General features: G+C 41.5%; 16 protein-coding genes and 2 pseudogenes. 1 reads left to right on the top strand and 17 read right to left on the bottom strand.

The genetic code is table 11. The annotated features are described in order from the left end of the window. Positions 1–178 precede the first annotated feature (178 nt). Positions 179–940, top strand: a pseudogene (locus DW183_RS05710) (helix-turn-helix domain-containing protein); the annotation flags it as partial. Between the two features lie 163 nt (positions 941–1,103). Here DW183_RS05710 and DW183_RS05705 read toward each other — a convergent pair. The 17 genes and pseudogenes from DW183_RS05705 to cobJ all read right to left on the bottom strand — a co-directional run bounded on the left by DW183_RS05705 (position 1,104) and on the right by cobJ (position 23,180). Continuing rightward, on the bottom strand, positions 1,104–2,960 hold the full coding sequence (locus DW183_RS05705; protein ID WP_118281020.1) for an ATP-binding protein: 1,857 nt from the start codon (positions 2,958–2,960) through the stop codon (positions 1,104–1,106). Beyond that, positions 2,957–4,075: an SIR2 family protein gene (locus DW183_RS05700; RefSeq protein ID WP_118281019.1), complete on the bottom strand. Its 1,119-nt coding sequence runs from the start codon at positions 4,073–4,075 to the stop codon at positions 2,957–2,959. Before DW183_RS05700 ends, DW183_RS05705 begins: the two co-directional genes overlap by 4 nt. Positions 4,076–4,101: 26 nt before the next feature. Further along, positions 4,102–5,358, bottom strand: a complete 1,257-nt coding sequence (locus DW183_RS05695; RefSeq protein WP_118281018.1) for a restriction endonuclease — start codon at positions 5,356–5,358, stop codon at positions 4,102–4,104. Positions 5,359–5,450: 92 nt separating this feature from the next. Continuing rightward, positions 5,451–6,338 carry an Eco47II family restriction endonuclease gene (locus tag DW183_RS05690; RefSeq protein ID WP_118281017.1) on the bottom strand — a complete coding sequence of 296 codons (888 nt, stop codon included), beginning with the start codon at positions 6,336–6,338 and terminating at the stop codon, positions 5,451–5,453. Next, a complete protein-coding gene (locus DW183_RS05685; RefSeq protein ID WP_118281016.1) occupies positions 6,338–7,372 on the bottom strand; it encodes a DNA cytosine methyltransferase in 1,035 nt (344 codons plus the stop codon). The genes DW183_RS05690 and DW183_RS05685 overlap by 1 nt, the downstream gene beginning before the upstream one ends. A gap of 68 nt (positions 7,373–7,440) precedes the next feature. Then, a complete protein-coding gene (locus tag DW183_RS05680; RefSeq protein ID WP_118281015.1) occupies positions 7,441–7,662 on the bottom strand; it encodes a helix-turn-helix domain-containing protein in 222 nt (73 codons plus the stop codon). 804 nt (positions 7,663–8,466) lie between these two features. Beyond that, a complete protein-coding gene (locus DW183_RS05675) occupies positions 8,467–9,357 on the bottom strand; it encodes a Fic family protein (protein ID WP_118281014.1) in 891 nt (296 codons plus the stop codon). Positions 9,358–9,776: 419 nt separating this feature from the next. Then, positions 9,777–10,071: pseudogene (locus DW183_RS12855) on the bottom strand (DUF6198 family protein); the annotation flags it as partial. A 71-nt stretch (positions 10,072–10,142) separates the two neighbouring features. Further along, on the bottom strand, positions 10,143–11,492 hold the full coding sequence (locus DW183_RS05665) for an MFS transporter (protein WP_158573028.1): 1,350 nt from the start codon (positions 11,490–11,492) through the stop codon (positions 10,143–10,145). A gap of 18 nt (positions 11,493–11,510) precedes the next feature. Beyond that, complete coding sequence (locus tag DW183_RS05660; RefSeq protein WP_118281012.1) at positions 11,511–12,413, bottom strand: alpha/beta hydrolase; 903 nt, start codon at positions 12,411–12,413, stop codon at positions 11,511–11,513. Between the two features lie 130 nt (positions 12,414–12,543). Then, the gene (locus tag DW183_RS05655; RefSeq protein ID WP_118281011.1) at positions 12,544–14,952 is read right to left on the bottom strand and encodes a glycoside hydrolase family 2 TIM barrel-domain containing protein; all 2,409 of its coding nucleotides are present in this window, start codon (positions 14,950–14,952) and stop codon (positions 12,544–12,546) included. A gap of 178 nt (positions 14,953–15,130) precedes the next feature. Next, positions 15,131–16,858, bottom strand: coding sequence for an ABC-ATPase domain-containing protein (locus tag DW183_RS05650; protein ID WP_118281010.1), 1,728 nt, complete (start codon positions 16,856–16,858; stop codon positions 15,131–15,133). A 9-nt stretch (positions 16,859–16,867) separates the two neighbouring features. After that, entirely contained in the window at positions 16,868–18,163 is a 1,296-nt protein-coding gene (locus DW183_RS05645; protein ID WP_118281009.1) for an amidohydrolase family protein, read from the bottom strand. A gap of 99 nt (positions 18,164–18,262) precedes the next feature. Further along, complete coding sequence (gene cobI / locus DW183_RS05640) at positions 18,263–18,955, bottom strand: precorrin-2 C(20)-methyltransferase (protein WP_118281008.1); 693 nt, start codon at positions 18,953–18,955, stop codon at positions 18,263–18,265. Next, positions 18,940–20,340: a cobyrinate a,c-diamide synthase gene (locus tag DW183_RS05635; protein WP_118281007.1), complete on the bottom strand. Its 1,401-nt coding sequence runs from the start codon at positions 20,338–20,340 to the stop codon at positions 18,940–18,942. The genes cobI and DW183_RS05635 overlap by 16 nt, the downstream gene beginning before the upstream one ends. Before the next feature lie 15 nt (positions 20,341–20,355). After that, positions 20,356–22,440, bottom strand: coding sequence for a precorrin-6A reductase (cobK, locus tag DW183_RS05630; protein ID WP_118281006.1), 2,085 nt, complete (start codon positions 22,438–22,440; stop codon positions 20,356–20,358). Continuing rightward, positions 22,437–23,180 (bottom strand): precorrin-3B C(17)-methyltransferase, encoded by a 744-nt coding sequence (gene cobJ / locus DW183_RS05625; RefSeq protein WP_118281005.1) that lies wholly within the window; start codon positions 23,178–23,180, stop codon positions 22,437–22,439. The genes cobK and cobJ overlap by 4 nt, the downstream gene beginning before the upstream one ends. Positions 23,181–23,184: the final 4 nt, after the last annotated feature.

The following is a 23,184-nucleotide window of genomic DNA, read 5'->3' as shown; positions in this document are numbered from 1 at the left end:
GTAGGATTTTTGCAAAAAAAATAAAAATTTCCACTCTTTTGGAAATTCGTCTTGATAGGAACATATGTTCCGTTGTATGATATAAGAGATTTTATTGCTATTAAATAAAAAGGACTCTAATCTATGAATTGTAAATTGACGCTACAAGAAAAATTAAAAGATTTAAGAACAGGGACTCTCTCTCATAGAACTCTCTGAAAAAACAGGCATCTCAAAATCTGCCCTAGGAAGCTACGAAAGTGATGATACCAAGAATGCGATTACCATGAATGCAATCGTTACTCTGGCTGAATTCTATGGAGTAACCAGTGATTACTTACTGGGTATTACAGGAAACTGTGAATGCCATCCTTGCCCTGTTGATGAACTCGGTCTTGATGATGATACGATAGATTTGTTAAAAGAACGCAATCTGAATGTTCGGCTAATTTGTGAAATGATAAAGGATCCTCATTTTCCAGATTTTTTATCTGACCTTGAAATCTATGTTGACAATCTGGCATCTGCTCAAATCCGTAATATGAACAAATACATAGAGCACAACCGGGCAATGATAAAAAACAAATATGCCCTCTCTGACAGTGATCACTATATGCGTTCACTAAAAGCAGCTCTCATTGATGAGGATAATTATTTTGATAATCTGTTGGGAAATGATATTTCTGCGATTGCAAAAAATCTGCGTGAATTACATAAAAAAGATTCCAATACCGGAAGCGATGATACTGTTTTTGACGAATTCATGGATACCTGCGAGGAAGTCCAGAAAGCAGACAGCATAACGCAAAAGCAGATGCTGACATACAGCAAACTTTTTCAAATGAATTTTACGAAAATGGATCCTTATGAATTCAAGACTTTTATGGATATTGTGGAACGGTATTCGACAGCATTCAAATCTGCCAAAGGAAACGGACGTGGCAAAAAGAAGAGAAAATAGCGGCTTGCCGCAATGTGTGGATAGCGGACCTCGTCTGCGCAAGGTATAGCCTTGACCGGGATTTATCCCGCAACTCCCGAAATAAAATGAGGGCGCACATCACCTGCCGTATAGGTAGGTATAGAAGTGCGCCCTTAGTGACTAAGGGATATAGCATATGTCCCTACTGTATATACCATTTTTCAGTAATTTTTGCATTCTCACTATCTGTAGACGGATTTGCTTGTTCAAACTTTGTTAATGTAGGAATATTTATCGCCGTGCCAAATACTAATGCGTTGCCAGTCTGAAGATATGTTAATCTTTCAATCATATTGTTATTAATATACGGCACCATGCTTGATATATATTTCAAATCGTCCGGATTTTGCACTCTATGAATTATAAAATTACTGCATTGTGACACTACTGTTTTTGACAGTTCACTAGGTCGTTGAGATGATATTCCTAAAAGGAATCCATATTTTCTGCCTTCTTTTGCAATTCTCTCAAAAATGTTGTACCCAACAACTCCGTAATAAGAATCCTCTTTTACAAATCTATGAGCCTCTTCAATTATAAAATTAATTGGCATATCAGCTTTATGTTCTCTCCGTTTCACATAATCTAATAACAATTTAGCCAATACTTTTGCCACTACCTCTGCAGATGAATCATCCAAGCTGCTAATATCCACATCTATTATCTGCCAGTTTCCTACAAAATGATCAACATATTCATCTAATGAACTATAATTTGTCTTAGAAAGAATCTTTCCCTGTATACCATCTTTAACTGCTTGTAATCTAGTTGTTAATGTTGCTGTATATTCCTGGATTCTTTGTGAACTTACACTTCCTTCATAAAGAGTTGCAAATTCCACAGCTTGAGAAAACTCTGCTAAATCGTAAATTACTTCTTTATCTGTTGATACTCTTCCTATTAATTCCTGATCAACAAACTCAGTTAAGAAATTAATTGCATCCTCTTCATTATTCATATTTCCATATGTAATTGCTATAGCCTGCTTTAATGTTAATTGTTTATCTTCGCTTATTACTACGTTAATATTAATCTCCTCAGTTGCAAAATGTGTCATTATTGCTACCAATTTATCATATTTAGAAGGTGATGAATCAGAACTATTTATTATACCTAACAACGTTGAAGCAAGAATATGATTTTTAATAGCATTGTCTGTATTGTCTTCATCATAAAAAATTCTCGCTATATCAATAGCTCTTTTTATCACTGGTAATTGAGTTTTTTCAGATGCATGCAACAAAATCGCCCAGTCATCTGCTGATAAAGCCCATACAGGTATTTCAAGTTTTCCATCATTTGTATCGGAATCAACAACAAAAACAGTTTCTTTTATCTGGTTATTTATTCCATTAATATTTTCAAATGCCTTGTGGTACTCACCATTTGAATCAATAATAATAAATTTTGCTCCTTTCGCCGAATAATCTGTCTTTAAAAAAATATTCTGTAATATCCTCGCAATCGTATTCGATTTACCAGCTCCTGTATTACCAAAAACTGCAAAATGAAAGCCAAAAAATTTATCAATATTTATCTTAACTGTATAATCACTAAAAATTACTGATTCTCCTATTGGCAAAAGAAGTGCCCTAGTTTTCCCCTCTTCAACTTCCTCTTCTTCATTTCCAACTTCAAGCATTATCATTAAATCTTTTTCAGAAATAATATTTACTTCTGAAAATATCAATGGCATTTTTGAAACACCAAAGAAAAACTTATTGTCTATAATTTCTCCTATTAAATTCAAAAAAATTTGTCTATTACTATTCGCCTTGTTCAAATTATTTCCATTAACGATTGATGATTTTTCTGCAACTGATTCTATCTCAGCAATAATGGTTCGCCCTATCTCATATATTGAGACATAAGAGCCTACCTCACCAACAAAGCGAATTCCATCCACTGTGTTTACATAACTTCCTAAAGAATCATATACTTCTGCAACGATTCCATTAGTTCCAATAGAAACTATCTTTCCAATTGTTCTACTACTCATTTTTTCTCCTCAAACGCTCTAATTATTTTGGTAACAGTAGGCATGTCTATCATTTCTTTTGTGTTAATAGATTGTTCCGGCATAACCTTATCCACAAAATTTTTAAAGTAATGAATCTTATCATCTGAGTTAATGACAATTATTCTTTTATCATCTAAATCAATTAATTTCTCTATTGCATCACTTTGACCAAAAACTATTAACTTGAATGTTGGAATTGCCAATGCATTCAATATTAATCGATTTATATGATCATCTGCAAAACTATACCCTAAAGTTATCAGTACACTATTTTGCTTGAGTAACGAACTTTCAAAGTTTCTAAACAAATCAGAATATGGAACCATTAAAGTTGTCCTATCTTTAAGAGGTGTAGGATATATCATTACAGTTTCATCATTTTCAATATCCGCATAATCTTTTTCAAAAATATCTCCCTGATCTTTATACCAAGAAATTGACCCATGAATTTTATATAAATTAAAAAAATTTGGAACTCTCTCCCATACTTCTTTTGAAAGATTCATATCCTCTACATAGGCATACTTATAACTTGCTGGGTTAAATTTTCTTTTATATGTTCCTGTAAATCCATTATTATATGGAAATCCCAAAAAATCGAGTGCCTGTTCATTATATAAGTCATAGTTAGTAGTAAATATATTTATCGGAGCCTTCCTACTTTCTGAAATCATTTTTTTATAGAAGTCCTTATATATTGAAAGAACTTCTTTACCATGAAGTCCCGCAATAATCTTTTCACGAATGAATGTTTGCACCAAAGTGATTTTTTTATCTATTTCCTTATCAATCTCAACTATGCCATTTGCAACTTGAATTGCACCTAAAGCCTCCAACATCTTCTCTAAATTACAATCAAATTTATCCTTCAATTCAAGTCCAGCAGCACTAAAATCATCATGGTCTGTAAAGAAATCATCATATAATTTTTTCATTCCCGGAATTCCCTGTTCTACGCCATCAACAATATTACTTGAACACCCCGCTCCTATCAAAAAATTAATATTATCTAATTGTAAATAAGAAGATATTTCCTGTTGGATAGCTACCTCATCAACTTCATTTTTTATGGAACCTTTATAAATTCTAATCATTTTTGTTCTCTCTTTCTTCTTGCAAATCAACTTTTCCTTGCCATTTCATTTACGCGTTTGTAATACTCAATAAGCCTGTTATCCTGTCTATCAATAGAAGTTAACCACTCATTTATATTTGAAGAACTAATCGCATTTTCCCTAAGGATTTGTGCAATATCGGTAGCTGTCACTATAAGAATAGGATGTCCATCTTCTACAACTTCTTGATATGCCTGTTTATCCACGTAGCTAGTTGTTATCATTATTCCAAACTGTCTATATCTAATTCTCGATATCAACCGAGACATTTCTTTAACACCCACTCCATTATTAGGCGAATAACACTTAGCTTCCAGTGCACAATCAATCTTAAGCGACGCATTCACTTTCCCACCTGCACTTATGGAATAAAATCCAAGTGCATCACGCCCTCCATCTCTCCATGGTCTTGTAAGTGAAAAATCTACAAAATGCGAATCCATTTTGCTTACAATATTTGTGGCACAGGCTTCGAATCCCTGATTAAAACTATTATAGTGATTACGAATAGCATCCAGACATAAGAGTCCTTCCGTATCACTTCCCGCTGGAAGTTGTTCAAATCTATTGGGAATTTTATGCATTCTAGGTGCTGCTAATGGTGTAATTCCATTTCTACCTTGCTTTACAAATCTCACCCATGCCTCAGGAGCATACTTCAAATTATTCTCATGATCATAAATTAATGATTCAATCCATTTTCTATAAATAGGTTTTTCTCCTGTATCCAGTACAGTAAAATATGCTTCATAATTTTGGAATCTATTTTCCTTAACAGTTCGCCAAAACGCTACTAGATCCCTATCTGGAGAAATCTTTGGATTACCTGGTACAGCAAGTCCTAAAAACTGAATATCTCTTCCTGTTCCCGTTTTCTTAAAAATTAGAAACGGTGGCATATCTTCAAGATTCTTCCCTTCATTCAAAAGAGAAAATGCCATTTCTAATATTTTATTTCCCTTCTTCTTTGTATCTGTTAATTCTCGACCAGGTTCTCTATTATCTCCATAATATCGAAATATACCTGTCTCTTCATCCAAGTAGTCCGGCCATTCTAGTTCCTCCATTGATGTATATAAAACAACATACGCATACTTACCTGATCCATCTTCACGAAACTTCTTTCTAACCCCTCCAGCATTTTCACATCCCGGAATCAATTTATGAAATGGCTCTGATGACATATTAGGAGCCTTTCCACCTTTGTATACACAATCAATAAAAAAATCTGATTTGTCTAAATCTTCAAATTGTATCTCCATAATAATCACCTTTTATCATCATATGAACAAATCCCTGCAAATTTATATATCTTTCATTTCCTTATTTTTCTTCTAAATTGCTATAATTTTCTCTACTTCAATCCCTTTGCATATGCATAAATTCTTTTCAAGAAGTTCTCATCAACAGAAGTCTTTCCTTCTATCAATCCCGAAAATCCAATATATGAACTGAATCCAAGCATATAGACAGCAAGAGCCATTGCAAGATTCTCTGATTGTTCCCCTGAAATTTCTGCAATCTTTTTCAACTCCTCTGCAACTGTATCATGTGGGACTTTAACATCTCCACCCTTTGCCACCACGGACTCTATAACTTCCGGAAGTACCATACACATCTGGTAAAATGCATCTTCTTCTCCTGTTACAAGTGCATAGAATTGATCTATGCTTACTCTTCTGATACGTTTATGAGAAATCTTCTTACCATCAACCGTTGGATTCCAAGTAATATTTTGTGATTTTTGCGCAATCGCCTCTACTAGAAAACATGCACAATCATCATCATTCAATAATTGGTTCTGCATTTTCATATATGTCTTTCCGGTAGATGCAGAATTCATCGTATTATGTTTATTCTTCATCTCAACATAAATCTTATGTACTACATCACCCTCTGGCAATTGAATTCCATCTGCATTTTCATAGATAACATCCCATCCGCCTTCTTTACCATTTTCAGGCACATGACAATTTTTCATGTACTGAAATATTGTCTGATGAAAATATCCGATATCGTTATTATTTGATTTGTCCCTTTGTCGGAATATCTCGTTTCCCACCATTTCTTCCCAAGTTGACTGATATACTGTTTTATCAAATATCAACTTAATCGGATCAATAATATTCTTGTTAAACCGCTTAATATCAAAAGATTCCAGTTTTTCCCCATACTTGTCAATTGTCGCTTCCACATGTTTAACAAAGTTTTCCTGACTAATAAATTTCAGTTTCCAATCCATTACATTGCCTCCTTTACTTTCTGATTTTCCGCAAGCATATCTAGCGAATTTGCAATTTCTTTTGCAATATCATATGCTAAATTAACTGGGACAGCATTTCCTACCTGTTTATATTGAGCCGAAACATTTCCACAAAATTCCCAATCATCTGGAAATGTCTGACACCTTGCATTTTCTCTAACAGTAAAAGGTCTTGCTTCCAATGGATGACATCTTTCTGTTTGCTTTTGGGATGGAGATGTTAATACGGTTAAAGATGGTTCATCCAAACTCATTCTTCTCAAAATTCCAGTTCTTCCGCCTTCCATATCCCAACAACTCTTCATATATTCTTTGGCAATTGCCGGATCTATATCTCTCCAATATCCACCAGCTGGAACCAATTCAAAAATCTTTCTCTTTTTTTCTCCATACGGAACCCCCGGACCATCTGGACAATCCAAAAGGACATCCCTAAGAACTGGTTTATAACTATGTGCTTTCGGAAATCTGTATTTGGTCTTTCCTACTAAATCATTACGAATTCCAATGGTAATAAGTCGTTCCCTTTTCTGTGGTACACCATAATTCCATGCATTTAATACTTGTTTGCCAATGGTATAACCCGCTCTTGTAAAAATATCCAGCATTGTTGCATAAGTCTTTCCGTGATCATGAGTAAGCAATCCTCGGACATTCTCAAACAAGAACATCTTAGGTTGCAATTTTTCAAGGAATAACGCATAGTGATAAAATAAGGTTCCTCTTGCATCTTCAAGCCCAAGCCTTTTTCCTGCATATGAAAATGCCTGACAAGGTGCACCACCTGAAAGAAGATCTAACTCTCCCTTTTTAATAGAGAAATACTTTTCCAAATCCAGACACGATATATTTGCAATATCATCATTTATAACATTCCAGTTTGGTCTGTTCTTCTTTAATGTATCCGCTGCGTCCTTATCAAATTCTATTAAACCTAATGTATTAAATCCCGCTTTTTCGACTCCTAATGCCAATCCGCCAGCTCCAGCAAAAAGCTCTATACTTGTATACATTCAATTACCTCTTTACTTTTTCTCTAATAATATCATAGTATGTGTCCCATAAAACGGACTCTTCTATGCTAACATACCTCTTTTTCTTCTTCATCAACTAATTCGATTACATCTTCTACCTGACATTCCAATACTTTGCATATTTTACATATGATTTCTGTCGAAACATTCTCATTTTTTCCCATCTTTGCCATTGCATTTGTTGTTATACCGGCTTTTTCTCTAAGCTGAGTTTTGCTCATATTTAGATCTATAAGTCTTTTCCATAATTTATTATAGCTTACAGTCATAGTTGATCCTTCCTATCCTAATAATAAACTGGTCATAAACTCGTTACAGTTCCATAGTTCTGTACACCATTTACTTAAATAAGTATACTTGATTATATTGATTTCCTCAATATTATTTTGATGTATTCAAGTTATAAAACAAGAAAAATCCCTCAGTCTATTCATTCAGCTAAGGGATTTTTACTTATCGGGTAGTCCTATAATTATTAGGGGCAAAACAGGGGCAAATTCACCCTGACAATTTCTTAAATCATTGATTTTGCAGGCATTTTAAGCATTTACACAGATAGTGCCGTGGCAGATGAATAAAACTCTAATCATAATTTCCTCCTGTCCTAAAATGCCAAGAAATGCCGTGTTTTGCGTTGGTTTATCGACTTTCCTGGGCATCGTATTTTTCTTCTCTAAAACTACACTTTTTGCAAAATAATGCAAAATGGAGCAAATAAAATATTTAAAATGAATTTCTAAATATATCCGCCATATCTGATTTGATGTGGCGGATATTTACTAAATCAATAAAAATAATCGAAAAAATCACATATGAAAAAAGGATTTGCAAACTTTGATTTCAAATGCTAAATCCAAAATCCTTGATCTCGCCATCCGTGGACAGCTTGTACCGCAACTCCGGACTCAACTTATCGATAATCGCATGTAACTTCAAATCTGACAATCTCGAATTCACTTCGTATGTCGCATATACTCGGAATGCGAACGGAATACATCCGCCGCGATTCAATTCTTTGTTTACCCTTTTTCAAAAGTCATTTTACCTATTATATAGTCTGGAAATCAGCTCGTTTAATATTCAATCCTAAAATAATCCAAATATGCTTTATATTTATCTTGTGCTGTCAGACAGGTATCTGTCAGATAACCTTTTTCGTTGTCCCATTCCTTCAATCCACGGTAATAGAACATTTTCAGATTGTCCTCAATAATAAATGGAACAATATTGTATTTCAGGCACTCCTTGAACATAATCAGTCTTCCCACACGACCATTACCGTCCTGGAACGGATGAATCCGCTCAAACTTCACATGGAAGTCCAGAATATCCGCAAAGGTCTTTTCTTCTTTGGCGTTGTATTCCATCAGCAAGACCTTCATTTTATCGGCAACTTCTTCCGGAAGGGCTGTATCCATGCCACCGACTTCATTCGGAAGTTTCTTATAATCCCCAACAGCAAACCAATCTTTTCTGGAATCGCTGGTACCATTCTTCAAAATCAAGTGAAGTTCTTTGATGAACTTCTCCGTCAGAGCTGCTTTTGCATGAACAATAATCATGTCAATGCAACGGAAGTGATTTGCAGTTTCAATCACATCATCCACATTCAGCACTTCTTTTTCTACACCGATGGTGTTGGTTTCAAAGATATATCTGGTTTGATCGTGAGTCAGGCGGTTGCCCTCCATATGATTAGAGTTATAGGTCAAGTCAATCTGCGTCTTATGGTAAATCCCACCGGAATAATTCCTTGACTTCTGCTCTTTTAGAATATCTAACAGAGTAATCGGTTCCTCTTTTTTCTTGTTGATACGCTCTGGTTTCTCCGCATTTTCCGGAATGTTCCAAGTTTTACCGATAAGAACCGCGCCGTTCACACGCCCCTTTGCACAGTAATTTCTAACACTACGTTCTGACACATTCCATTTTTTTGCTATTTCAGCAACCAAAAGGTATTTCATCTGCCACCCTCCATCCATCATAAATTAAATCCAAAACGTACTAATCTTTTGATTAGTATATCGCACTATCGGCAAAAGCACCATTCGTTTTATCTATTACACTGTTTTTAGCCGATATAACAACTGTTTCCTAGTCAGATAGGTTTATTAAAACAGCTACCTATAAATAGCTAATATTCTTTCAAATTATGAATTTATACATTATATCGTCCACTAAGTTTTACCTTCATTTTTGCACATGACCATGAGTTTTTTCCGCTGAAATTGTGCGATTATATGTAAAAGGCGTAGGATTTCTCCCACGCCTTTATATTATTTCAGCTATTCCGATCCGGTCTTCCAAAGGTATAAATAATGTGTAAATTATTGGTTAATCCCCAAGAAATCCAATAAAATCAAGGTTTTCACGGCATCCATTAAATCCTGCCCAGTGCAAAATAGGTCAGACACGCCGTAACAAGCAGACAAGTAACATCAAAAGTTATCTTTACCCTTGCATATGGCTTTTGGATGATTTCTGCCAAATCTCTCGGAAACAGATCTGTTGGTATGATTGGAAGTTTACATCTGTTTGACAATGCTATGCCGATGCAAAGTATCACACCCTTTCTTGAGAACCATAAGTGTAATCACCAAAAGTCCCTGAAAGATGTATGTCCATGTTCCAAGTGTTAGTTTAGGAAACACCTCGCTAAACGCATATGGCACACTTGAATTTGTTTAGGATGGCAAGACAAAATCCTCCTCATGCGAATATTTTCCTAAATGCCGTTCAGAATCAATCCTTACCTCTCCACTTCATGCTTCCGGCTCAGTTCCTCTTTCAACTTCTTCCATTCCGCGCCCACCAGCGGATAGGCTTTCATGGCAATGGCAGAAATGATAAAGAGCAATGCCGGCAGTGCCATCCAGGCAACCTTAACACCAAACTTTGCCATAGCATCCTGCGCCCCTGCCTTGACGGCATTGTCATAGCCAAACCATCCAATGATCATGACAAATGCTGCATTTGCAAAACTGATCGCCGGTTTCGTGATCAGACTATTCACACCTGCATACATGCCCTCTCTACGAAATCCGGTCTTGGCTTCATCATAATCAATCACCTCGCCATTCATCAGCGGCACCAGATACATACCACCGGAAAAGCCCAAACCAATAATAAAGAAAGCGATCATGGCAGGAATGACATATTGTCCGGCAAAAATAACCAAGGTTGCACCTGCCGCAAAGGCAACACTCATCACGATAATACACTTGGCAACACCGATCTTTCCCATGCTCTTGATCCAAAGAATGATGCCGCACACCGCACCAACGCCAAGACTGGCATAAGCCAAAGGCATCGGAACCGTGAACTCATCAAAATAATAGACCACGCCCTGCATCAAAATGGTCTGCACAAAAATAACCGTAAAACTAATGACTTCATACACCAGAAATGCCCTGTTTTTAAAGCACTGACAGATAGACTCCCAGAGTCCCGGTGCTTCCTCAGCATCAGACGTATATTTTTCTTTATAAAAAAATGTGGAAAAAAAGATTACCAGAGTCGTAACCACGCCAAGCATGATCATAATGGTCTGAAAACGACTTGCGCTCTCTCCTACATCCGGTCTGACCAGAGGAAAGAGTACCAGCGGTGCTGCCAGCGACAAGAGCGTAAAGAAGATCTTCCAGACAAAGATCCCGCTCCTTGCCTGATTACTCTCTGCCATTGTATAAGGAAGAACATACAAAGAAGTTGCGATTGCCGTATAAAACGTATCAAAAAAGAAAAGTGATACTAACATCTGCACAAAGAGAGCCGTCTGGCTGCCGCCCAGAGGCCACAAGAACCAACTTAAGATAAAGATCACGCCATAGAGTAGCGCACCATAACGGATATAAGGGATCCGTCGTCCCAATTTTGATTTCGTCCGGTCCGAAATATAGCCAAATAAAGGATCATTCAAAGCATTCCAGACAGCGAAGATCATCCAGACGATACTTGCCAGTCCCTCATCCAATCCCAGATATTTGGTATAAAAATAGGTCATGCCTCCCCCTGTGATCAGACCGGACAGTGTTCCACACAAACAGTCTGCACTGCACAACCAAAACTTACTGCTTACGCTTACCTTCTCTTCTTTCATCATTTTACCCCGATTTTCTTACAATACCTTTGCTACAAAACCTCTCAAAATACCCTCATAACGTTCTACATCGGAATCCAGTGACTGCGCATGATCCGCTTTTGGAAATGTATGCAGTTCACTATAGCCTTTATTTATCTTATGCATTCTTTGACTCTGGCTGCACGGAATGAAATTATCATCTTCCCCATGGATAAAACAAACCGGAATCTCATTGTCATACAAGGACTCCTCCGGACTGACTTTTGCCAAAGAAAATCCATACAAGATCCTGCACACCCAGGATGCCGGATAAGCAAAAAACCCCGGCAGATGGAAGATTTCTTTGACCTTTCCACACAAGACCTCCAACAATCTGCCGTAACCGCAGTCCGCTACCAAAAACTTAACTTTCGGCTTGTACTGCAAAGCCATAAGACTCAACCCTGAGCCCATAGATTCGCCATGCAGTCCCAAAAGAATATCATCCCCAAACCGCTTGTAAGTATCATCGATCATTGCTAAAAGATCTTTGGACTCACGGATGCCAAACATGCAGCGACACCTCTTGTTCTCGCCATGCCCCCTGTCATCATAGATAATGCAGTTGAATCCCAACTTCTGGAATAGATAGACATACTTATAAGATCCATATCTGGTATAAGTATAGCCATGACTGATAATCACAAATTTTTTCGACTGCGGGTCTGTCTCAATATACTCCGCATGCAAGACATAATCATCATAAGACCGTACCGTGTAGGTTTCCTTTGCCGGAAAATCCATCCCCTTTAAATATGGCTTTCCCAGTTCAATTTTCCTGGTTTCTTCCAGACCAAACCTTTTCGGAAAAACTGCATAGGTACAAAGACCGACAGACACCAAAAACAGCAGTACGACCAGCACGATCACAATGATAAGTAAGATATGTAATGCCCCCATTTTACCCCCTCCTTCTCGTAAAGCGGCATATTCTTTCGTCTATTCTCGCGCCAACTAAAAATGACATTAGCCGGCACATGCTAACTAATGTCATTTTAACATACTTTTATAAGAAAAATAACGGATTATTTTATGAAACGCTTATGTCCGTCTCGACCGGTTCCAAGCCCTCTCCAGAAACTTTCACATGAATACAGCCCGTTTCATATCCAGCGCGGATAACAGCAAGGGATTTGCCAAGGAAAGTCTTGTGCTGATCGGACACAAAATCATCTGCAATATTTGGTCTCGCAGAGCCATATCCCTGCAAGCACCCGGCACCTGTGACTTCCACCTTTAAAACCTGATCGACAGATGATTTGGTAATACCGTTTTCGCCCACCAGATCAATGTTTAAAAAGCAAAGATCCTGCCCGTTAGCCCGCAGACTCTGACATTCCGGTCTTAAAGAAATCTTTGTCTTTCCGCTGGCAGAGACCAATTTACTTCTTCCTGTCTCCTTGCCGGAAGCATCGTATGCCACTGCCTCGATCTGCCCCTCTTGATAGGTCACTTTCTTAAACTTCGCCATATCCTGCTTGGTCTTTTTCTTGCCCAGACTCTGACCGTTTACCAAAAGTTCTACCACCGGCGCATCGGAATAGACGGTTGCCAGCGTGTGCTTTCCCTCACAGCCTTCCCAGGACCAACTCTCCACGGCATCCGTGGTACGCCACATGGAAAGCGACTGGAAATGATCTGCATGGGTCAGCGGATCTACCCCAATCGTCGGCACATCCTGCAAGCCCCAGATGATCTTGCCCCAGCCCACTTCCGGACGCATCTTTCCGCAGATATCAATGATACCGGGACCGCCTGTCATAATAAGACCCGGATCAATGTTTTCTTTTGTCTTCTTATCAACATAACGCACGGTTCCTATACCGGACTCGCCCAGATAATCCCAGCCCGTCCACATGAAATCGCCTGTCATGGTTGGCAATTTCTTTACCAGTTGCCAGTTTTCATACAAAGATTGTGGCAGGGTCTCGGATCCGGTCGTTGCTTGATTTGGACAATCTCTGGCATCTTTTTCATAGCGGCTGGTCGCATAATTATATCCCGGAATATCAAAGATCTCACGCATCTTGACAGCCACGGCATTTGCCTTTTTGGAAGACGCAGCCTTAGTCATCAGTTTTCCCATCTTATTCATGAGCAGATTAAAGAAATCAGAGGTTGGCATAGCATCCATGCCACCAGTTCCACTGTCCTTGACCTGTCCCTTGTCATCCGTTCCGTAAATGCTCTTTTTGCCGCCAGCCATCATAGCAAGCATCAGGTTGATACCTGCGGTCACCGGACGCGTCTTATCTTTTTCATGGCAAAAATCTACCATGACTTTCGCCTGCTTCTGTCCATCTTCCATACCGAGTTCTGTGATCTCATTTCCGATCGAATACATGACAACGGATGGATGGTTGTAGTCTTTGGAGATCATAGCCTCCGTATCCGCTTTCCACCATTCCTTGAACTTATCACCTGCATAGTCATATGGATTTTTGTGGATCAGCCACATATCAAAAGTCTCATCCATCACATACATACCCATAACATCGCAGGCATCTAACATTGCCTTTGAGATCGGGTTGTGTGCAGACCGGATGGCATTAAATCCTGCTTCTTTTAAAATGCGCACACGCCGGGTCTCAGCATCTGCAAACCCACAGGCGCCCAGCACGCCATTGTCGTGGTGGATACATGCACCGCGAAAGAGGACTTCTTTTCCATTTACAAGAAATCCCTCTTTTCCCCATGCAAGAGTACGCATACCAAAATGACTTTCATCACAATCAAGCACACTGCCGTCCTGCACAAGTTCTGCTCTTACCCGGTAAAGATGCGGATCTTCGGCAGACCATGGTTTCGCATTCGGTATCATGATCGTAATACCCTCGGTTTCCAAGTGGGTCAGATCTTCCACGACCATATCCGTCACGACCGCATTTTGATCCAGAATCGTGATCTTTGCCTGGGCATTTTCCGCCACACAGGCAAGGCGCAGGCAGATACATTCCTGATCCAATACCTGTACCTTGATTCCTTCCGGCTTGATATAAGATGATCCCGCCGTATAAAGTGACACCGGGCGATAAATACCACTGCCGGAATACCATCTGCTGTTTGGCACATCTGCATTATCCGCGATCACCTGAATCTCATTCTGACCGACCGTCAAAAGATCTGTCAGATCTACATAAAAATTCGTATAACCATAAGGTCTTTCCGCGATCTGCTTTCCATTGAGGCTGATGCGCGCATTCTGATAAACTCCCTCAAACTCCAAGATATTGGTCTGCTCTGCTGTCTGGGCATCCACATCCCAAATCTTCTTATAAATGTACTTGCCACCCTCAAAATAAGCACTGGCGCTGGCTGTCTTATTTTCTTTCGCCCTTTTTTCATAGAGCATGGCATCATGCGGCAGATTAACGTGTTCTACCCTCTCCTGCCCTTCTTTTTGCACCGTCCAGTCCCGGTTAAAATCGATTTTTCTCATAGACGCTCCTCTTTTCCTCTGTTTTCACGCTAGTATATTTTCATATCTTACAAGTATTATATCTGTTGTCTTCTATCGTGAAAATATCATAAAGCGTCCTATTTATGTCATTTTTTATCATATCCGATGATTCTATCCCCAGAAGTCCCCGCTTTCTCATCCAGAGTAAAATTTATTTCTATATGCGATAACGGTTAAAGCAGGCATAGATCTCCTGTTTTCTTGGAATTGCCAAGCCTCCGGAAAGCGTACCGCGCCCTGCTGTAAATTGCATGCCCTCCTGCTCCAGTTTGACTTGCAGATATTCCACGACATCCGCAATACTTCTTTTTCCGTCCACCAGATTTTCTACGGCATATTTTAAGAGTTGTCCCAGCGCCGCTGTCTGTTCGCTGTCAATCAGTTGTTCTAAATAACGCAGATCCACGTTTTGTTTTCCCAGTGCAAAACCATCTACACCCAGTATCTTTACCTTAAGATGATCGCCGGCATCTTTAATCGCACCGGTCCGATAATCTCTGCGCTTGACGGCTCCATTTTTATCTTTTTCCATGATACGATGGAACACCGGATTTGCAAAAGGCTTTGCCACATCCTCTGCTATCGGAAATTCCCTGCACAAATCTTTTGCCTTTTGGGTGATATCCACCGGCTCATACTGATCCATCTGGATCACGGTGTCCGCAATATGGAAAAATGCTCCCGAACTCCCGGCAACCAGAATGGTCGAAATATCCATCTTTTCATAGAGTTCCCTTGCTCTTGCCAAAAATGGCGTGATCGGCTCCTGATCCGGACTAACAACCTTTTGCATAAAAGCATCCCGCACCATAAAATTCGTTGCAGAGGTATCTTCATCCAGCAAAAACAGTTGACTGCCTGCCTCGATTCCTTCTACGATTCCTGCCGCCTGGGATGTACTGCCGCTGGCGTCTTTTGTAGAAAAATCATGGGTATCCCTGCCATTTGGCAGATCATTGATAAACATAGAGATATCTACATTTTTGATGAATCTTCCATCTTCAGCACACAATTTGAGCGCCGTATCATCTGCAATGACATACTCTCTGCCATCGCCTGCAATATGATCGTAGACACCAAGTTCCAAAGCATTTAACAGAGTGGACTTGCCGTGATAACCGCCACCGACGATCAGGGTGATTCCCTGTTTCACGCCCATGCCCTTGAACTTTCCTTTATGTGGTAAATCCAAGGTGACCTGTAAAGACTCCGGCGATACAAATGCTTTAGCCCCCTTCATAGGGCGTGAAGATATTCCGCTTTCTCTTGGCAGAATAGAACCATTGGCAACAAAAGCAACCAGACCTTTCTCTTTTAACTGCTGCCGGATTGCTCTCTGGTCTTCTGCCAGGTCAATCGCTTCTTTTATCCGCGTCGCATCCAGATTTTCATAATACAGAGCCTTTTCCACGCAGACCGGCAGAAAATCAAAGAGGATCTTATCCAGTTCTCTGGCATTGATCGTTCTGCCATTTGCCGGAAAACCAATGGAAAAGCGCACGATGATCTCATTGGTCCTGACTTGGCATGCCGTCCGTCGCAAAACTTCCTGTCCCGCATGAGAAACCGAGATCAGACCACTCTTACCAGAGCCTTTTGCCTTAAAAGAAAAGGCATTGACCTGTCTTGCAAACTCCCGCACTAAAAGATCTGCCAGCCGATCTCTCGTCAAGCCATCTTTCATGGCAAAATCGGGAAATCCTGCCTTTGTTGCATCGATGGTCACACGCACATCGGACGGTGCCGCAAAAGGGTCTCCCTGCACATGATCGATATGTAGTATGTATTTTGGAAATCGATAACTGCCCTTTAAAGACTTATACTGCGGATAGGATTTGTGATCGATATTTCGTAATTGCTCTCTTAGTTCTCTGTCTGACTGCATGGCTGCTCCTTACTTTACCCGATTGAATTTATCCATCTCAACTTCCACTTCCGGGATCTTCTTGACCTGCGGATGGTCGTAGATAACGCCATCTTTTACTACCATCTCTACATGACGCAGAACAGAAAGATCCTCCAGCGGATTGCCCTTGGTCACGATCATATCTGCACATTTGCCGACCTCAATAGAACCTGTGACATCACCAACCCCGGCAAGTGTCGCATTCAAAAGTGTTCCGGTATAAAGAGCAAAGGCATTGGATACCCCACAATATTTTCCATAAAAATCCAGTTCTCTCCACATATCATACTGGGTCACAAACGGGCAAGCCGTGTCCGTACCAAGTCCCACCGGAACCCCTTGTGCCAGATTTTCTTTTGCCATTTCAATGACACCGTCAAAGACAACCTTACCATTTGCCTTCTGTTCCTTGGTCGCATGCGATACCTGGCAATCAAAAAGACCATATGGCAGAGCCGGACAAAGTGTTGCCACCTGAAAAGCACCGTTTTCTTTAAATAATGCTGCAATGTGCGCATCCGGTTTTGCCCCATGCTCGATCGAATCCACACCGTTTTCCAGTGCTACGGCAACGCCCTTTGGACTCTCCACATGGGCAGCCACCTGAAAGCCCAGTTCATGTGCCCGGTCACAGGCAGCCTTTACATACTCCGGTGGCATACGAAGTACACCCGGTTCTCCGACCACTTCTGCATCCATGACGCCACCTGTGATCATCAGTTTGATCAGATCCGGTTTATCCTTTGCAATCACATCCACATAATCTCTTGCCTCCTCGGCACTATGCGCTATGTATGCCAGCGATCCCGCCATATGTCCGCCCGGAACCGAAATCGCCATACCACTGGCAAGAATACGCGGTCCGATACGTTTACCCGCATTAATCTCATCACGGATCCTTGTATCAAAATCAGCAATTCCTCCCACGGTACGGATCGTCGTCGTTCCACTCAAGAGTTGGGTCTTGGCAAAATTTGCCACCATAGCATGACCGACCGCACGCATAAGCCCTGAGGATGTGATCTGCTTGACAGATTTGACCGGGTCGATCGGCTTCTTTTTGGGTTTACCTGATCCTGCTAAATGCACATGCAGATTGACCAGTCCCGGCATAAGATATGCACCTTGCAGATCAATGATCTGAAAGTCCTGATATGCTTCCTTATCCTCTTTATCTACAATTCCTGTGATCTTGCCATCTTCCACCAAGACCACTCGATCTTTCTGTGGCACCATATCCTGTCTGCCATCCAAAAGAACTCCATCTACAAATGCTTCTTTCATTGTGCTCACCTCGTATTTATTGAATCTAAAGTTTATTTCTATAAACCACACAAAATATATCTGTCTTGTATTGTAGCACTTTTTTGCTAAAATCTCATCCTATTTCACAATGACTGTGGTAAGATAGCCTGCATCCTCCTCCAAGACATCCAGGCCGATCATGACCTTTTCGTTTTCCATACCACAATTTGCCACGGCATATACCTCCAGAGTTTTCCCGCTTTCCACTTCTCTTTGCAGTCCTGCCTTTAAGTGAGCCAGACTTTTTCCTGCTTTCATATAGATGCGGGTACCCGGATAATCTTTTGCATTTTCCGTATCATAGGATCCCGGGATCACATGGATCTGCTGATCCCGGTCTGCCAGTGAGATACCAAGTCTTGCCGCCACTGCCAGAAAAGAAGGAATCCCGCTGATGATCTTCGCCTCATAGCCCTGCGCCACCACACGTCTGTAGATATAATGATAGGTTGCATAAATACTTGGATCTCCGATCGTGACAAAGACAATATTTTCATTTTTATTTAACCACGATATAATTTCCTTTGTATTTTGATCCATCTGTGCATCCAGAGCCTTCTGATCTTTTATCATAGGAAAATCCATATAAAGACAGGCTTTCTCTGCCAGTTGTGGTACTGCCTGCACTGCGATCTGATAGGCATAGCATTTCTCCTTTGTCTTTGCTGGCAAAACCAAAAGATCACACGCTTTTAATGCCCTACATGCTTTTATCGTTAACAATTCCGGATCTCCCGGGCCGACGCCCACGCCAACTAATATTCCTGCCATGCTTTTTCCCTTCGACACTCTTCTATAAAATGCTGCACAAAGACCGGATTGGATGGATAATACAAATGTGCAAAACCTAAAAACTGCTTTTGGTTTTCATGCACACATTCCCAGGAACGACCGCCCACCGGTTTTTTTGCTATACAATCCCTTCCATTATCACTGCTATCATAATAGTGAAATTCATGTCCACGGATCTGGTCTGCTTCCGACAAAAAATTGGTCTCTTTTTCTGTGATCCCCACATAGCCAAACCGTACCAGATGCCCTGTATAATGGCAGTCGCCGTCTACGACTCCTACCATCTTGTATCTTTCCCCCTCCTTGGTTTCCAATGTCTTATGCAGATACATAAATCCACCACATTCTGCCAGAATCGGCATACCCTGCGCCACTGCCTGTCGGATGTCCTGACGCATAGAAAGGTTTTCCGATAATTCCTTAGCATAAAGTTCCGGGTAGCCTCCCCCCAAGAGCAGCCCTTGGATTCCCTTTGGCAGATGCCCATCATCCATTGGAGAAAAATAGCAAAGTTCTGCACCCGCGGCTTCTAACAAACGCAGGTTGTCGGCATAATAAAAACAAAACGCCGCGTCTCGGGCAACCCCGATCTTTACTTTTGGAATAGCAGTATCTTGTCCTCCCATGCAGATATGTCCTATTTTCTCTCCCTCCAGATCAGCGGCTTGTCCTGCGATTCCCAGTAACGTCTCCAGATCGATCGTCTCTTTCATCTGATCTGCAATCCGTTCTAAGACCTCTTGCAGATCCCGGATTTCATCCGGCAACTGTAAGCCCAGGTGCCGGCTCTGAAATTGCAGATCTTTCCGCACAGGGAAGTATCCCAATACCGCCAGCCCCACTTCTTTTTCAATCATCCCTTTCAACTGCTCATAAAAGTTTACAGAACAGCGGTTTAAAATGAGTCCTTGGATCAGGTGGCCTGTATCCATTGCCAGAAACCCCTTCACTTCTGCCAGAACAGACCTCCCCATGCCATGCACATCAATGACTAAAATAATGGGTGTCTGCAAGACCTTTGCCAGATGATAGGCGCTTGCTCTTTCCTCAATGCCACCCAGTCCGTCATACAGCCCCATGACACCTTCCACCACAGAGATCTGGCTTTCATTTTCTGCCAGAAAAAGCCCCCGTGTTGTCTTCTCATCCGTAAAATACAGATCCAGATTTTTGGATGGCACACCCAAGACACGCTCATGAAACAGGGGATCGATATAATCCGGTCCACACTTAAAAGCCGCCACGCTCTTGCCGCTATCCAAAAGCGCCTGCAAAAGTCCACAGGTGATCAGGGTCTTACCACTGCCACTGTGTGGGGCTGCGATCATAATACGATTGTGAGGATTGTTTTGTATTTCTTTCATATATTAAATCATCCTTTAATTACTCGTAAATTGAAAAGATACTATAGTGACCGGATTCTGTCCCATCATCATATGATAGTCTCCCAGAGTCTTGGCTTTGCTGATCTGTACCTGGGTAATGTCCAGATCCGTCACTTTCCATGTCTTCAGACAGCCCATAATCTCACTCAAGGTCTCCAGACTGATAGCATTGATGACAACACGCATAGATGGATTTTTTGCATACAAGTTTTTTAGGATGGCTGCCATATTTCCACGACTGCCCCCGATGAAAGCATGGGTCGGTTCCGGGAAATTCTCCATCCCTTCCGGTGCCATACCCTGCACCACCTGCACGTTTTTCAGTCCAAAACGATCCGCATTCTTCCTCGTCAAAGCAACCGCTTCTTCCACCGAATCTATGGCATAGACCCGGATCCCCGGCGACAACATTGCCATTTCCACGGAAATGCTGCCACTGCCACAACCGATATCGTAGCAGACTGCCTCCGGTGTCAGACGCAATTTTGCCACGGATAAATGCCGGATCTCCTCCTTTGTCATAGGCACCTTGGTACGCAGTATCCACTCATCCGAAAGACCTGCGCCCGAATAGATCGTCTGCGGCATATCATTATAAAGCATGCCCACATAAAGTCCCTCTTTTTCCAGAAGCAGACACTCTCTCGGTGTCAGACATAAGACATCTTCTTCTGCATAGGACAACTGATAGCCCAGATATATCTTTAACTGCGGTGCGTAGCGCATAAAAAGGCTTCCGATCTTTCTGACATCTTCCAGTCCCGAAGTCAGAAAGAATACTTTTTTCTCGTGCAGACCGCTCCATAAAAGACGGCTGATCCATTTATCTTCCGCGACACCATGGGTAGAAATGATCTTGGCATCCTCCCATGAAGTCGGGATCTTGGATGCCAGATAGACCAAAGAGGAAATCCCCGGAATGATCTCCACAGAAAGCCCCTCTATATTCTGCAAAGCCTCATAGAGTTTCTTACAGCCACTGTAAAATCCGGTATCACCGGAAAATAGGATTGCAATATTTCCCCTCTTTTTTTCTGCAAGAAGTTCCTTTATTTTCGGCACAATGTCCGCAGCCAGATAATAAGGATATTTTTCCACGCCTGCCGAAAAAGGCTCGATTATACGGCTTGCGCCAAAAATATAATCTGCATTTAAAATCGCACCTTTTCCGCGACAGGTCAGATAATCTTCTGCCCCCATCCCGATGCCGACAAGAGCCACATGCATTTGCCCGTATGCCTTATCTGCTTCCGACAAAACCTCTGCCTCATTTTCCTCTGTCAGACCATCATCTGCTTGGAGCCTACGGCCCAGCAAATCTTCCAAGGCTGCTAAGATTTCTTTCTCATCATAGATCTGCCAGTTACCTGTATCAGTTTTCGGACGCGCGATCACATAAGACCTGATCCCCATTTTTCTGGCAGCCGAAAGTTTCTCTGCCATGCCACCAATAGAGCCACTCTCCTTTGTCACCATATGTTGAATGTCGTACTGCCTATAAATGGCAGTATTGATCTCCTCGGAAAAAGGTCCCTGCATGGCGATGATCTGATTGCCCTCCAGACCATTCTCATAGCAGAGGGACAGACTCTCCATCCCCGGCAGGACACGCACGATCAGACGTTTTCTCAGCCTTTCATCCCGGCAAAAAATATGCAGTTCTTTACTTCCTGTCGTAAGCAAAATATTCCCTTGCCTAGCAAGCAGTGCCTGACAGACCGCCTGACTGTCCGCAAAGACTTCTTCCTTTCCAAAGTCTTCCTCCGCATCCAGCCGTCGCTCCAGACGCACATAAGGAATCCCACGGTTCCGCAGACTCTCTCTTATGTTTTCCGAAACGATCTTTGCAAAAGGATGGGTCGCATCGATCACCACATCCGGTCTGATGTCTGCGTATAATTCCTTCATGGCATCGACATCCAATCGCCCCATATGCACCTGCATAAGTTCCGATGACTCCATGACCTGTAGGCCATATTCAGTCGCCACACAGACATGGCAAAAAATCCCATTTTTCACTAAAGTTTCTGCCAACCGGCGTCCTTCCGTTGTCCCGGAAAAAATCAAGACATTCTTCATAGCCTATATCCTCTCGGTGTGACCAAATGGTCCCCATCTATCCTTGTTTTTTCATTTCCCACAAAGACTGTGGTAAACATATTGACCTGACACTCCCGCAATTCCGCCAGCGTACATACATGACTCTGGCATCCCTCACGTCCAATATTTTCTACATAGCCACAAGCGCGCATAGGATCGGCTCCAGCCGCCAACATGATATCGCAGGCACGTTTCAGATAATCTTTCCGTTTATGACTGGACGGATTGTAGATGGCAATGGCAAAATCCCCCTGGATCGCCGCCACCAGTCTTGCCTCGATCTTTTCCCAAGGTGTTAAAAGATCACTCAGACTGATCACACAATAGTCATGATTTAAGGGTGCTCCCAGTACCGCCGCCCCACTGTTTGCCGCTGTCACGCCCGGAATGACCACCAGTTCAACCTCAGGATAGCCTTCTGCCATTTCAAACATAGGTGCCGCCATCCCATAGACACCGGCATCCCCGCTACAGATCATAGCTACCTGCTTTTCTTCCATGGCATAGTCGAAACATATGCGACAGCGTTCGATCTCCTGACGCATAGGGGTCGTCTTAAATTCCTTATCTGGGAAATGCTGGCGCACCAGATCCACATAGACCGTATAACCGATAATCATATCGCTCTTGTGCAATGCCTCCACAGCGTCACCACTCATGCCGCTGATACTGCCCGGTCCCATACCTACAATATAGATCACTTTCTTATTCTCGCTCATGGCT

Source organism: Roseburia sp. AM16-25 (assembly GCF_003473825.1).
In the GTDB taxonomy this organism is placed as follows: domain Bacteria; phylum Bacillota; class Clostridia; order Lachnospirales; family Lachnospiraceae; genus Pararoseburia; species Pararoseburia lenta.
This window is presented reverse-complemented; position numbering and strand designations above follow the sequence as displayed.

Excerpts from the sequence above, each read along its gene's own strand:
- DW183_RS05690 (WP_118281017.1), bottom strand. The coding sequence starts at position 6,338 with ATGGATTGGAAACTGAAATTTATTAGTCAGGAAAACTTTGTTAAACAT.
- DW183_RS05665 (WP_158573028.1), bottom strand. The coding sequence starts at position 11,492 with ATGAAAGAAGAGAAGGTAAGCGTAAGCAGTAAGTTTTGGTTGTGCAGT.
- cobI (WP_118281008.1), bottom strand. The coding sequence starts at position 18,955 with ATGGCAGGAATATTAGTTGGCGTGGGCGTCGGCCCGGGAGATCCGGAA.
- DW183_RS05695 (WP_118281018.1), bottom strand. The coding sequence starts at position 5,358 with ATGGAGATACAATTTGAAGATTTAGACAAATCAGATTTTTTTATTGAT.
- DW183_RS05700 (WP_118281019.1), bottom strand. The coding sequence starts at position 4,075 with ATGATTAGAATTTATAAAGGTTCCATAAAAAATGAAGTTGATGAGGTA.
- DW183_RS05685 (WP_118281016.1), bottom strand. The coding sequence starts at position 7,372 with ATGTATACAAGTATAGAGCTTTTTGCTGGAGCTGGCGGATTGGCATTA.
- DW183_RS05645 (WP_118281009.1), bottom strand. The coding sequence starts at position 18,163 with ATGAAAGAAGCATTTGTAGATGGAGTTCTTTTGGATGGCAGACAGGAT.
- DW183_RS05705 (WP_118281020.1), bottom strand. The coding sequence starts at position 2,960 with ATGAGTAGTAGAACAATTGGAAAGATAGTTTCTATTGGAACTAATGGA.
- DW183_RS05635 (WP_118281007.1), bottom strand. The coding sequence starts at position 20,340 with ATGAAAGAAATACAAAACAATCCTCACAATCGTATTATGATCGCAGCC.
- DW183_RS05655 (WP_118281011.1), bottom strand. The coding sequence starts at position 14,952 with ATGAGAAAAATCGATTTTAACCGGGACTGGACGGTGCAAAAAGAAGGG.
- DW183_RS05675 (WP_118281014.1), bottom strand. The coding sequence starts at position 9,357 with ATGAAATACCTTTTGGTTGCTGAAATAGCAAAAAAATGGAATGTGTCA.
- cobJ (WP_118281005.1), bottom strand. The coding sequence starts at position 23,180 with ATGAGCGAGAATAAGAAAGTGATCTATATTGTAGGTATGGGACCGGGC.
- DW183_RS05650 (WP_118281010.1), bottom strand. The coding sequence starts at position 16,858 with ATGCAGTCAGACAGAGAACTAAGAGAGCAATTACGAAATATCGATCAC.
- DW183_RS05680 (WP_118281015.1), bottom strand. The coding sequence starts at position 7,662 with ATGACTGTAAGCTATAATAAATTATGGAAAAGACTTATAGATCTAAAT.
- DW183_RS05660 (WP_118281012.1), bottom strand. The coding sequence starts at position 12,413 with ATGGGGGCATTACATATCTTACTTATCATTGTGATCGTGCTGGTCGTA.
- cobK (WP_118281006.1), bottom strand. The coding sequence starts at position 22,440 with ATGAAGAATGTCTTGATTTTTTCCGGGACAACGGAAGGACGCCGGTTG.